The sequence below is a fragment of the Gemmatimonas phototrophica genome (genome assembly GCF_000695095.2).
GTDB classification, from domain to species: domain Bacteria; phylum Gemmatimonadota; class Gemmatimonadetes; order Gemmatimonadales; family Gemmatimonadaceae; genus Gemmatimonas; species Gemmatimonas phototrophica.
In genome coordinates this window covers 2,729,107-2,741,769 of record NZ_CP011454.1, presented here as the reverse complement: position 1 = coordinate 2,741,769, position 12,663 = coordinate 2,729,107, and the positions used below count along the sequence as shown (strand labels likewise).

The 12,663-nt window shown below is 64.1% G+C and carries 8 protein-coding genes; 5 read left to right on the top strand and 3 right to left on the bottom strand.

The genetic code is table 11. From position 1 onward, the window contains the following. Window positions 1–154 precede the first annotated feature (154 nt). The gene (locus tag GEMMAAP_RS11670; protein ID WP_158514833.1) at window positions 155–1,231 is read right to left on the bottom strand and encodes a DUF4097 family beta strand repeat-containing protein; all 1,077 of its coding nucleotides are present in this window, start codon (window positions 1,229–1,231) and stop codon (window positions 155–157) included. 154 nt (window positions 1,232–1,385) lie between these two features. Here GEMMAAP_RS11670 and GEMMAAP_RS11665 point away from each other — a divergent pair, with 154 nt between their 5' ends. Further along, window positions 1,386–2,654 (top strand): M20/M25/M40 family metallo-hydrolase, encoded by a 1,269-nt coding sequence (locus GEMMAAP_RS11665; protein WP_026849637.1) that lies wholly within the window; start codon window positions 1,386–1,388, stop codon window positions 2,652–2,654. A 14-nt stretch (window positions 2,655–2,668) separates the two neighbouring features. On the opposite strand, the gene GEMMAAP_RS11660 is transcribed toward GEMMAAP_RS11665, so the two are convergent. Beyond that, a complete protein-coding gene (locus GEMMAAP_RS11660; RefSeq protein WP_026849638.1) occupies window positions 2,669–4,168 on the bottom strand; it encodes an amidase in 1,500 nt (499 codons plus the stop codon). A gap of 72 nt (window positions 4,169–4,240) precedes the next feature. Here GEMMAAP_RS11660 and GEMMAAP_RS11655 point away from each other — a divergent pair, with 72 nt between their 5' ends. The 4 genes from GEMMAAP_RS11655 (at window position 4,241) to GEMMAAP_RS11640 (ending at window position 10,348) form a co-directional block, all read left to right on the top strand. After that, a complete protein-coding gene (locus GEMMAAP_RS11655) occupies window positions 4,241–5,890 on the top strand; it encodes a glycoside hydrolase family 10-like protein (RefSeq protein ID WP_082821261.1) in 1,650 nt (549 codons plus the stop codon). Further along, window positions 5,890–7,800, top strand: coding sequence for an ATP-binding cassette domain-containing protein (locus GEMMAAP_RS11650; RefSeq protein WP_026849639.1), 1,911 nt, complete (start codon window positions 5,890–5,892; stop codon window positions 7,798–7,800). Before GEMMAAP_RS11655 ends, GEMMAAP_RS11650 begins: the two co-directional genes overlap by 1 nt. Window positions 7,801–7,896: 96 nt before the next feature. Continuing rightward, window positions 7,897–9,864, top strand: a complete 1,968-nt coding sequence (locus GEMMAAP_RS11645) for a DUF885 family protein (protein WP_202969120.1) — start codon at window positions 7,897–7,899, stop codon at window positions 9,862–9,864. Between the two features lie 76 nt (window positions 9,865–9,940). After that, window positions 9,941–10,348 carry a GxxExxY protein gene (locus GEMMAAP_RS11640; protein ID WP_026849640.1) on the top strand — a complete coding sequence of 136 codons (408 nt, stop codon included), beginning with the start codon at window positions 9,941–9,943 and terminating at the stop codon, window positions 10,346–10,348. A 119-nt stretch (window positions 10,349–10,467) separates the two neighbouring features. On the opposite strand, the gene GEMMAAP_RS11635 is transcribed toward GEMMAAP_RS11640, so the two are convergent. Then, complete coding sequence (locus tag GEMMAAP_RS11635; protein WP_026849641.1) at window positions 10,468–12,537, bottom strand: prolyl oligopeptidase family serine peptidase; 2,070 nt, start codon at window positions 12,535–12,537, stop codon at window positions 10,468–10,470. Window positions 12,538–12,663: the final 126 nt, after the last annotated feature.

Genomic DNA, 12,663 nt, shown 5'->3' with positions numbered 1-12,663 from the left:
GACGGCAACTGCGAGCCGGGACAACAGCATGACCTACCGCATGACAAAAGCATGAGAACTGCGGAGTAACCCCGCGCCGTCATGCGGTTGTCTTGCGGTAGCTCATGCTGTTGTCATTCCCGGCAGTTTCCCCTGCCCGGAGGCCGCACCATGCTCAGTTGGCCCCACGCCGAATCCGCACGGCGCCAGACCCGGTTTCCACGCGGATCTGTGCGTTGCCGTTCCCAATGGTCCCGCGCAGGCGGTTGCGTTCTACCCGATCGGTACGAATGGGGAAGTCCGTGCTGATGCCGCCGCTCCCGGTGTCGATGTCCAGCGTCGCCCCGATGGATGACGGCAGCGAGAGTGTCACGGGGCCGGAGCCGGCGTCTACCTCTACCGAGCTCGGCGCCGTACGCAGGTCGAGGGACACGCCACCACTGCCGGCATCAACCTTAACCGTGCGCGCTGACGCTTCGGTGAGTCGAACACCCCCCGATCCTACATCCACCGTCATGCTCTGGCAGGAAACATTCGTGCCGTCCACCGCTCCCGAGCCAAGGTCGAAGGTACAGCGATCGCCGCGTACGTCCCGCATGTTCACGCCACCGCTGCCGTTGTCCACGGTGAGGCGCGTACTCCGCACATCGCGCAACGTGACGCCACCAGACCCGGCATCCACCGAGAGACTGCCATCGGTGCGGTCTACCATTACGGCGGCCGCGCTCACGTCGAGCACCAAGTTGGCATCAACATTGATGGCGGTCATATCGCCCACGAGCAGATGCGCCTCCAGCGCGTGGCCGGTCGGGACCATGACACGAATGTCGGCCCACGCCTCAAGACCATCGCCGGACGATTTCACCTTGACGCGCCGACCGCCGGACCAACGCCCACCCCAGGTGCCATCGTCCCGTATTTCTGTCTGCGACCAGCGTCCGCGCGACGCGCCACCGCGGTACACAATGTCTTCGCCGGGGTAGATGATGCGCAGTGTGGGGATTCCGCGCACGGTACCGGTCTCAATGCGGAGGCGGTCGGCATCGCGGCCACGGCGTGTGATGTCAACGGTGACATCGCGACCGCTGCCACGTTCAATGCGCACGCTACCGGCCACGTTGAACAGTGCCACCGAGTCGCCGGCGAGGGTGCGACGGTCGGATTGTGCCGTCAGACAGGACGGGAGCAATGCCCCAACGAGGGCGGCCATCGACACGGCGCGAGCGTTGGGATACCGGGAGAAGCGGGACATGGGCATTTCCTCACGTAGAAGCGGTCCCCTGACAGGACGTCGGTTTTTGACGCAGGTTTCGGAGAGATCAACGCTTCGACGGTTTGATACGTCAGCTTGGTTTGAATACCCGATGGACCGCGTTCCGCGTCATTGCCCTCCAGCCCCGTGCTTCATGCGTCGAACGACCCCTGCCGGCCTTGCACCGGCCATCCTGCTGGCTCTCATCACGTCGGCCGCGCAGTCGGCGCAGGCACAGTCGAATGTGCTCCCCACGCCGCGGTTGGCCGTGGACTCCACCGACCCGGTGGCAGTGATGGTGTCGCAGCTCGACCTCGAGCGTTACAAGGCCACCATCAAGGGGCTCACGGCCTTTGGGGACCGGCGCCAGGGTACCAAGCGCAACCGTGACGCGGTGGACTGGATTGAGGCGCAGCTCAGGAGCTACGGCTGCACCAATACCGAGCGCATCACTTATGAGTTCAACCCGCCACCACCGGCGCCGCGTCCGGCGGGCGGGCCGGGCGGGGCGGGACAGCAAGGTGCTCGGCCGCAGGGGCCGCCGGTGGCCTCTGGCGGTGGACGGCCCCGGGGCGTGCGTACTCGCACGGGGGTGAACAACGATTCCCTCCGTCAGCCCGACGCCCGACTGCGCGCGCTGAATGCAGAGCCCAGTACCCCTGGTCTGCGTCAGGAAGTGTACTGCACCAAGGTGGGGACCACGCGTCCCGACGAGATGTACATCATTGGTGGCCACATGGACGGCATTGGCTGGGGCGAGGCCGCCAACGACGACGCATCAGGATCGGCTATCGTGATGGAACTCGCGCGCATTTTCAGCGATCCGTCGGTGCAGACCGAGCGCTCCATTCGCTTCGTGCTGTGGAACAACGAAGAAACCGGCCTCAATGGTGCGCGGGCCTATGTTGATCAGCGCGCCAAGCTGCAGGGCATCGAGGAGCCCAAGGGGTCGGGGAAATATCCGGAGCCCAAGTGGCTGGGGATGATCCAGCACGACATGATGATGTTCGATCATGGCATGCCCAACCCCGATGGCACCATTCCCAAAAATCAGCGCCCCGAAGCCGATGTGAATATTGAGTTTCAGTCGAACTCGAAGATGGCGAAGCAGTCGGCGGAGTTGGCGTGGTTCCTTCATGGCTCCAACGCCAAGTATGCCACCGACTATCCGGCGCAGGTGGGTCCGCATATGACCAACACCGATTCCGGTCCGTTTCAGGATTTGATCGCTGCCGTTTCGTTGCGCGAGAATGAGCGGGGCACGCAAGTGGGGAGCGGGTGGGACCCGCATTGGCATCAGCCCACCGATCTCTTCTCCACGTTTACCGACGCGGATTTCCGGCTTGGGCTGAACGCCGCGCAGACCACGTTGAGTGGCGTGGCCCGCCTGGTGAATGCCAAGCGGGTGAGCGGCGCGAAGTAACGGCGAGGACGGGACTAGGCGAGACCGGGAGGCACACGCTGTGCCCACGGTCTCGCCCGTTCCAATTGTCCGGCTATCCGAAACAGCGTGGCTTCATCTCCAAAGCGGCCCACGAACTGTGTGCCAATGGGCAGACCGGCGCTGTTCCAATGCAACGGCACCGACATGGCCGGCTGACCGGTCACGTTGAACAACGGTGTGAACGGAATAAAGCCGAAGACTTTCCTGGCCGTTTCGTCCAGCAGTCCGGCCAGCTTGAGCACACCGCCTAGCTTCATGCGCCCAAACATCGCTAACGCGGCGTGTTCGGCACCGGTGGGTTGCAGCTCCCCAATCCGGATTGGTGGGGTGCCGAGCGTGGGAGTCACAAGCAGATCGTAGCGTGTGAAGAAGGCGCCACAGGTCCGGCCAGCCATCTGCAACAGTCGCGCACTCGTGGCGTACTCACTGGCACTGTACGACGCTCCCACCAGTCCCAACGCCCACGTGGCCACTTCCACGTCGTCAGCGCGCGGGGCGCGCCGCAACTGTTCGCCCATCCACTCAATATCCGCGCGACACTCGGCCGCCACGACGGTGAGGAACGCCTTGGCGAGACGTGCGCCGTCCACCACGGGCTCTGCGCGTTCCACGTGATGGCCCAACGACTCGAGTAAGCGCGCGGTGTCTTCGAGCGCGTCCACACAATCCTGGTGCACACTGCTGCCAAAGAACGGGGCCGTGCTGATGCCAATGCGCAACGCGCCCGGCTCGCGGGTGACCTCGTCGAGATAGGGGCGCTCCTGAGCCGGGCAGGCCACCGGGGTGCCGGCGTCTTCACCGGCGGTTACATCAAGCATGGCAGCCGAATCACGGACGCTGCGTGTGATCACGTGCTCCTGCACAAACCCCCGCCATGAATCACCGAAGTCGGGGCCGGTGGGCACACGGCCGCGAGTGGGCTTGAGGCCAAAGACGCCGCAGCACGAGGCCGGAATACGAATGGAGCCACCGCCGTCGCCGCCGTGTCCAATGGGCACCATGCGGGCGGCTACCGCAGCACCACTGCCCCCGCTGGAGCCACCCGGGGTGTACGCCACGTTCCACGGATTTCGCGCCGGCCCCAGCGCCTCACTTTCGGTGAAGGGGGTAATCCCCAACTCCGGGGTGTTGGACTTGCCCACAAATACCGCGCCCCCCCGACGATACCGGGCCACCAGTTCGCTGTCGTGCGCCGGGGTGACCTGCTGCAGCGGGCGCGTGCCGTTGCTGGTTGGTACCCCGGCAATCGTGGCCATCAGGTCCTTGATCAGCATGGGCACGCCGGCGAATGGCGCGCCGTCGGGAATGCGGGTGGCCATCTGTCGCGCCAGGCTGTCGAGTGGCCTTACCACGGCATTGAGCGCCGGATTCCGGGTCGCCACCCGGGCCAGCGCCGCTTCCGTGATTTCGGTGGCGGTCAACTCCCGCCGGTGGACGAGATCGGCCAGCGCCAGGCCATCGAGCGCGTCATACTCTGGGAGGGGAAGGCTCATGAGGCAATGTTCGCTCGCCACGGCGGGAATGTCACGGGGGACACCGTACGATTCCGTGGCTATCCTTAGCGCATGAGTCTTTTCTCTCGAATTGCGTTTCGCCCGACGGCTTCCTGGCCGGGGCGCCGTCTCGCGGCTCTCACCCTTGGGGTGCTGTTGAGCGCCGCACCGGCCAATGCGCAGCTGAGCCCAGCGACGAACGAACCGCCCACCATTCCACGCGAATTTCGCGGCGCCTGGGTGGCCAGTGTGGCCAACATCGACTGGCCCTCCAAGCCCGGACTGACGTCGTGGCAACAGCAGGCGGAGTTGCTGGCGCTGCTGGACCGCGCGCGGGAGCTCCGGCTGAACGCGGTGCTGCTGCAGGTGCGACCAGCCGGCGACGCGTTATATGCCTCCAAGCTGGAGCCGTGGTCGTCGTACCTCACCGGCGTGGAGGGACGCGCGCCGGAGCCGTATTACGATCCGCTGGCCTTTGCCGTCCGGGAAGCGCATGCGCGTGGTCTGGAATTGCACGCGTGGTTCAATCCGTATCGGGCCCGCCACCCCAGCATGACGGGAAGCAACGCGCGTACGCACATGGTCAAGACCCACCCGCAGTGGGTGAAGTCGTATGGCAAGTATCTGTGGATGGATCCGGGGGAGCCCGGGGTGCTGGCGCATTCCGTGAAGGTGGCGCTCGACGTGGTGGCCCGGTACGACGTGGATGGCATTCACGTGGATGACTACTTCTACCCCTATCCGGAGACGGACAGCAACAAGGTCGAGGTGCCATTCCCCGATAGCGGGTCGTATGCCCGCTACCGGGCGCGTGGGGGCATGTTGGGCCTCTCCGACTGGCGTCGCGACAATGTGGATCGCTACGTGGAGCAGGTGTACCGCCGCACCAAGGCGCTCAAGCCGTGGGTGAAGGTGGGCATCAGTCCGTTCGGTATCTGGCGCCCGGGCTACCCGGCCAGTGTGCAGGGCTTTGACTCGTACGAAAAGCTGGCCGGTGACTCACGAAAGTGGTTGCGCGAAGGGTGGGTGGATTACTTCACGCCGCAGCTGTATTGGCCCATCGCGCGCCCCGCGCAAAGCTATCCGGTGCTGCTCGACTGGTGGATAGGAGAGAATGTGAAGGGGCGCCATATGTGGCCGGGGCATAACTCCAGCCGCGCCGGCGGCGGTGGGGCTGAGTGGCCGCTCGATGAACTGAACAATCAGATCCGCGCCACACGAGCCACCACGGCCCGCGGGCAGGGGGCCACCGGCGACATCTTTTTCAGCATGCGCTCACTCATGCCCGCTCAGGGCGCGCGGTCACCGGTGAGCGTGGGCGTGTTGACACAGCCACCAGCACCGCAGCAGGCAGCCCTGCTGGCCGACAAGCTGGTGGCGGAGTTGTATACCGAACCGGCGCTGGTGCCGGCGTCGCCGTGGCTTGGCAAAACCGCACCTGCGGCACCGGTTGCAACGCGACACCGGAATGCGGCGTCGAACGAAGAGATCGTGCATATCACGCCGGGGGCGCGCGCACGCTGGACCACGGTGCGGGTACTTCGCGACGGCGTGTGGCGCAGCTGGGTGTTGCCGGCGTCGTACAGCACGCTCGTCATTGGAGACGCGACCGCGTCAGCCGCAGAGCGTGTGCTCGTGACGGCGGTCGATCGCAACGGTCGCGAAAGTACGGTGACCACCGTGCGTCCTGCGCGTTCGCGTGCACGGAGTGGTGCCCGCTGATGGCACTGGTCTCGCTGCAGGACATCACGGTGGCGTTTGGCGGGCCACCGGTACTCAACGGCGCGAACTTTGCCATTGAGCGCGGAGAGCGCGTTTGCATTCTGGGACGCAACGGCGCTGGCAAGAGCACGCTCATGCAAGTGCTCGATGGCACGCTCACACCAGACAGCGGCATCGTGGTACGGCAGGGGGGCGTGTCGGTGGCACGCCTCGAACAAGACGTGCCGCGCACCCTGCAGGGTACCATGTTCGATATCGTGGCGGCCGGGCTTGGGGCCAACGGCGAACTGTTGGCGCGCTATCATGCCGCATCGGTGTTGGTGGCCACCGATCATTCCGAGAAAGCGCTGCAGGAGCTCGACCGGTTGCATCGGCAGATTGATGCCGCCAATGCGTGGCAATTGCATCTGCGGGTGGAAACGGTACTGCAGCATCTGGCGCTCGATCCCGAAGCGCGCATTAAGCAGGCATCGGGAGGGCGCACGCGTCAGGCGCTGTTGGCCCGCGCATTGGTAAATGCCCCCGATGTCCTGCTGCTTGACGAGCCCACCAATCACCTCGACATCGACGCGATTGAGTGGATGGAAGAGTATCTCATCACGCAGGGGATCTCGCTCATCTTCGTCACGCACGATCGCGCCTTCTTGCGTCGGGTGGCCACGCGTATTGTGGAACTCGATCGAGGCCGCTTGGCCGACTTCGGGACGGACTACGACACGTACCTCGAGCGGAAGGACGCCATGCTGCACGCCGAGGCGAAGGAGTGGGAAGACTTTGATCGTCGGCTGGCGCAGGAAGAGGTGTGGATTCGGACCGGCATTCAGGCGCGTCGTACCCGCAACGAAGGGCGGGTGCGGTCGCTCGAAGCCATGCGCGTGGAGCGGGCAGGGCGGCGTGACCGCCTCGGGACCACCCGTGCGCAGGTTCAGGAAGCCGAACGCTCCGGCCGTCTCGTGCTGGAAGCCCAAGGGCTCACGTTTGCCCATGGCGATCGCCCCATCGTGCAGGACTTCAGCGCCACCATCATGCGTGGCGACCGGGTCGGATTGGTGGGCCCCAACGGGTCCGGCAAAACCACCCTGCTCAAGCTGCTCCTTGGCGAACTGGTGCCGCAGGCCGGCACGGTGCGGCACGGCACCAACCTGGAAGTCGCGTACTTCGATCAGTTGCGGGAACAGCTGAACCCCGACCAGAGCGTCTTTGAGTCCATTGGTGATGGCACCGAGTGGGTGCAGGTGGGTGGTCAGCGTCGGCATGTGAACGGCTATCTGCAGGACTTTCTGTTCACTCAGGATCGGGCGCGCACACCGGTGCGGGCGCTCAGTGGTGGCGAGCGGAACCGCCTCCTGCTGGCGCGACTGTTCACGCGGTCGTTCAATGTGCTGGTGCTCGACGAGCCCACCAACGATCTCGATATGGAGACGCTGGACGTGCTGGAGCAGCTGTTACTCGACTTTCATGGCACGCTGCTGTTGGTCTCCCACGACCGCGCGTTCATTGATGCCGTGGTGACCAGTACGTTGGTGTTTGAAGGGCGGGGCGTGGTGCGCGAGTACGCCGGTGGGTACACCGATTGGGTGCGGCAGCGTCCGGTCGTGCTGCCGGAGGTTGCGCCGGTCAAGTCCAGTCGACCGACGCCGTCGTCGGAGGCTGCGCCCACAAAGGCCAAAAAACGAAAGCTGTCGTACAAGGAGACGAGCGAGCTGGCCGCCCTCCCCGACCGGATTGCCGCACTGGAAGAGGCGCGCAACGGGGTCTTCTCGCAGTTGAGCGATCCCGCCGTCCTGCGCGATGGGGCGCGGGTGGTGGCGCTGCAGGGCGAGCTGGCGACCATGGACAACGACCTCACGGTGCTCATGGAGCGCTGGGAAGTCCTGGAAACGCTTGCCGCGGAATCCGGCGCGGGGTGATGCCAAAAGTCGCGCGGCGAGCCAACTTGGGGCGATGACATCACGACGGGAGTCGTGATCAGACAGTAAACAGCCCCTTGTCCCGTGGAGCGTGTCGTGCACCCTCGTCGTTTCGCTTCGGCGTTTCTCGTCAGCGGCCTGTTGGCGCCGTGCGTTGCACTGGCCCAGGGTCCCGGTGTACCGCCGACAACGAAGCAGATCTTTCCGGCCGATCCCAAGGCCAGCGTTCCGGCGTTGTCGCAGTTCATGGGCACCACCACCAGTGAGCTGGCTGAGGTGATCACGCGCTTTGCGGCCGATCAGTCAGCGCTGCAGCGTCGGTATGACGCCCCCGATTCCAAGTCGCAGCGCACGCGCATGCGTGCCTTCTTCTCGGCGTGGCGGGAACGGCTCACGGGGCTCGACTTCGGGAAATTGTCGCAGGAAGGCAAAGCCGACTACGTACTGCTCGACAACCACCTGCGCTATCAGCTCGAGCTCATGGAGCGCGAGGACAAGCAGATGCAGGAGATGGCGCCCCTCATGCCCTTCGGTGACCGGCTGCTGGCGTTGCACGAGGCACGTCGTGAGCTCAACAGCATCAATGGGCAGCAGGCGGCGCGCACGCTCTCCGAGGTCACCAAACAGATTGACAGTCTGCGCGCCCTGCTGGAGCCGGCGCCGGGTGGTGCGGCGAGAGCGGGGGGCGACAGCAGTCGTGCGCGCGCATCGGCGCCCAAGGTGTCGCGTACCGTGGGTAACCGAACGGCTGATCAGCTCGATCAGATTCGCAATGTGGTGTCGCAGTGGTATCGCTTTTACAGCGGCTACGACCCCGTGTTCACTTGGTGGGCGGCCACCCCGTACCAGACGCTGGACGAGGCCATGCGACGCTACACGCAGACCATTCGTCAGCGCATTGTGGGTATTCAGGTCGCAGCCGCCGCGCCTTCGGTGGCTGCCACTGGCGGTCCCGGTGGCGGTAGAGGCCCGGGCGGTGCCGCGGCGCAGGCCCCACGCAACGCCGCGTCGGCCAACGAGCCGATTATTGGCGATCCTATTGGCGCCGAAGGGCTGGCCATGGATTTGCGCCACGCCATGATTCCGTATACGGCCGATGAGTTGGTGGCGATTGCCGAGCGTGAGTACGCCTTCAGCGAAGCGGAGGCCAAAAAGGCGGCGCGCCAGTTGGGCTTTGGAGACGACTGGAAGGCGGCCATGGAGAAGGTGAAGAACATGTATGTGGAGCCGGGCAAGCAGCCGGATCTCATTCGTGATCTCGCCAATGAAGCCGAGGCGTTCTTCGGAAAGCAGGACTGGGTCACCATTCCGGCGTTGGCGCGCGAAGACTGGCGCATGGAGATGCTGTCGCCGGAGCGTCAGCGGGTGAGTCCGTTCTTTCTTGGTGGTGAGAATATTCTGGTGTCGTATCCCACCAACGAGATGACCGACGAAGAAAAGATGATGAGCATGCGGGGGAACAACCCGCACTTCTCCCGCGCCACGGTGTTCCACGAGCTCAACCCCGGACATCATCTGCAGGGGTTCATGACGGCGCGCTACAACACGCACCGTCGTCTGTTCAACACGCCGTTTTGGAATGAAGGGATGGCGTTGTACTGGGAGATGTTTCTGTGGGACCACGACTTTCATGTGCGTCCCGAAGACCGCCTTGGTGCATTGGCGTGGCGCATGCATCGCAGTGCGCGCATTGTCTTTTCGCTCAGCTTTCATCTGGGCAAGATGACGCCGGAGCAGTGCATTGAATATCTGGTGGACAAGGTGCCGTTCGAGCGCGCCAACTCCGAGGCTGAGGTGCGGCGTTCGTTCAACGGATCATATTCGCCCATCTATCAGGCGGCCTATATGCTGGGCGGCTTGCAGCTGCGGTCGCTGTACAAGGAGTTGGTGGCCAGCGGCAAGATGAAGGACCGCGAGTTCCATGATGCGCTCTATCAGGGTGGCCCAATGCCCATTGCCATGGTCCGGGCGCGTCTGGCGAAGGTACCGCTTGAACGCGGCGGCGCTGCGCCGTGGAAGTTCGCGGAGCAGCTGCCGGCGCCGAGGCCGTTCCCGGTGAAATGAGTTCGCGGGCGTTGTGGCGGTAACGTGATCCGGGGGTGACTGGCCTAATTTTGGCCGTTCACCCCCGGAGGCATTTGTGCGGTATCCGCATCAGGAACTCACCGAACAGATCATCGCGGCGTTCTATCTCGTACGCGATACCTTGCCCGCCAACTTGCTGGAGCGGGTGTATCACCGCGCCCTCGTGGTTGAGCTACGCCACGCCGGCCTGCAGGTGGCGCAGGAAGTCCCCTTCGTGGTGAAGCACCGAGGGGTTGACGTCGGCCACTACCGAGCTGACGTGATTGTGAATGACGTCGTGGTCATAGAGGCCAAGCAGGTGTCGCGGCTCTTGCAGATTCATCGCGACCAACTGCTGCACTATTTGGTGGTGGCGCGCTGTCCGGTGGGGTTGCTGCTCAACTTTGGGCCGGGTGGTGAGGTTCGGCGCGTTGAGAACTATTCGGCGGAGAGGCAAAAACTTCCCTCCAGGACAACAGCATGAGCTATAGCTTGACAACAGCATGACGGGCCTCGTGTTCCTCCGCCGTCGTCATGCATTTGTCATGCAGTAAGTCTTGCTGTTGTCATTCCCGGCAGTTCAATCAGCCCCTGCGCACCGCACTACCCCCCAAACACCGGCACGACCCCGAGGTTGGCAAAGACGAAGCTGTACACGTCGGCCATCTCTTCGATCTGTTTGGTGAGTGATGAACTGCCGTGCCCGGACTTGGTCTCAATACGAATGAGCACTGGCGTATCACCCGCGTGTGCTTCCTGCAGCCGCGCCGCAAACTTGAAGGAGTGCGCGGGGACCACGCGATCATCATGGTCGGCCGTGGTGATGAGCGTAGCCGGGTATGCCACACCATCGCGCAGGTTATGCAGCGGGGAATACGCATAGAGGTACTGGAACGCCTCTGCGTCGTCACTGGAGCCGTAGTCGGCTATCCAGTTCCAGCCAATCGTGAAGGTGTGAAAGCGCAGCATGTCCATGACGCCCACGGCCGGCAGTGCCACCCGCGCCAATTCCGGGCGCTGCGTCATGAGCGCGCCCACCAGCAGGCCGCCGTTGGAGCCGCCCTGAATGGCCAGCTTGTCGCTGCGCGTGTACCCATGCGCAAACAGCCACTCGGCCACCGCAATGGCATCGTCAAAGACGTTCTGCTTCTTCTCCTTCATCCCTGCCTGGTGCCAGGCTTCCCCATACTCGCCACCGCCCCGCAGGTTGGCCTGTACGTACACGCCCCCCTGCTCAAGGAACGCCACGCGTAGCGCACTGAATGACGGCGGCAGCGAGACATTGAACCCGCCGTACCCGTAGAGCAGGGTGGGGTTGTTGCCGTCGAGCACCAGTCCCTTCTTCGCCACAATGAATGCCGGGATCTGCGTACCATCCTTGCTCGTGGCAAATACCTGACGCGTCTCGAACTGCGACGGATCGAACGGCAGTGCCACCTCGCGATACACGGTGCTGTCGCCCGACGACAGCTGATACCGGTAGACCGTCGCCGGGGCCGTGAACGACGTGAAGGTATAGAAGACGTCGCGTGTATCGTGATCCCCTGCAAAGCCCACACTGGTCCCCAGGCCCGGGAGCGCGACCTCCCGTTCCAGGGTGCCATCGTAGCGGTGCACAAAAACTCGCGAGGTGACGTCCTTGAGATACTGCGCAAAGAGTCGGCCACCGGCAGTGCTCACCCCCTCCAGTGGTTCTTCCCGTTCCGCGATGATGGTGGTCCAGTGTTCCTCGCCGAAGTGAGATGGGTCAATGCGCACCACTCTCTGGTTCGGCGCCAGGCGGTTGGTCAGCACCAGCAGCGCATCCCCATCGTTCTCCAGCACGGTGAACTGGTCATCAAACTCCGTCCACACCGGCACAAACTCACTGTCCGTGCGGGTGAGATCCTTCACCAGCAGCGCGTTACCGTCCTTCCCTTTGCCACGATCACTGATGGACAGCACGGCAAACCGCTCGTCTTCCGTCGTGCCCACAATGTGGAAGCGCTGGAGATTCTCCGGGTCGTGGTACACCAGACGGTCTGCCGACTGCGGCGTGCCGAGGGCGTGGAAAAACACCTGATGGTCGTCGTTGCGGGCGGAATAGGCGCCCTCGTCGGCGCCAGGCTCCGGGTAGCGGCTGTAGTAGAAGCCGTTCCCATGCCAGGCGATGGCGGACACCTTCACCCAATCCACCACGTCGGGGAGGGTCTCGCGGGTGGCCAGATCCAGCACCCGGATCTGCTGCCAATCGGAGCCCGCATGGCTCACCATATAGGCGATGTAGCGCCCCAGCCGGTCGAAGGTCAGCCCGGCCACCCGGGTGGTCCCGTCTTCGGACAGGGCATTGGGGTCGAGGAGCACCACCGGCTCACCCTGTTCCCCGTGCTGCAGGAAGTACACCGCCTGGTTTTGCAGCCCATCATTACGGGCAAAGAGCAGCCAGGGGCCCTTCTGTTCGGGGGGCGATTGCCGGGGGTAGTTCACGAGGGCGGTCATTCGGGCCTGCAGAGCCTCCCGGTAGGGGAGCTGGTGCAGGTAGTCGAACGTGACCCGATTCTGGGCCTCAACCCAGGCCGCCGTCTCGTCGGAGCGGTCGTCTTCCAGCCAACGGTAGGGGTCGGCGACGGTGACCCCATGGTAGCTGTCGGCCTGAGGGGCTTTCCGGGAAATGGGATATTGCGGCATGTTCATGTCAGGAGTCTATCACGCACATGGGCTGAGCGAACCGGCGACGGTGGCCATTCCTGAACCATGACCGGCCCCTACCATCCCCGGGCCGGTCTGGCTATGTTCCAAAGCTCTCCCCGATTCGGGGAC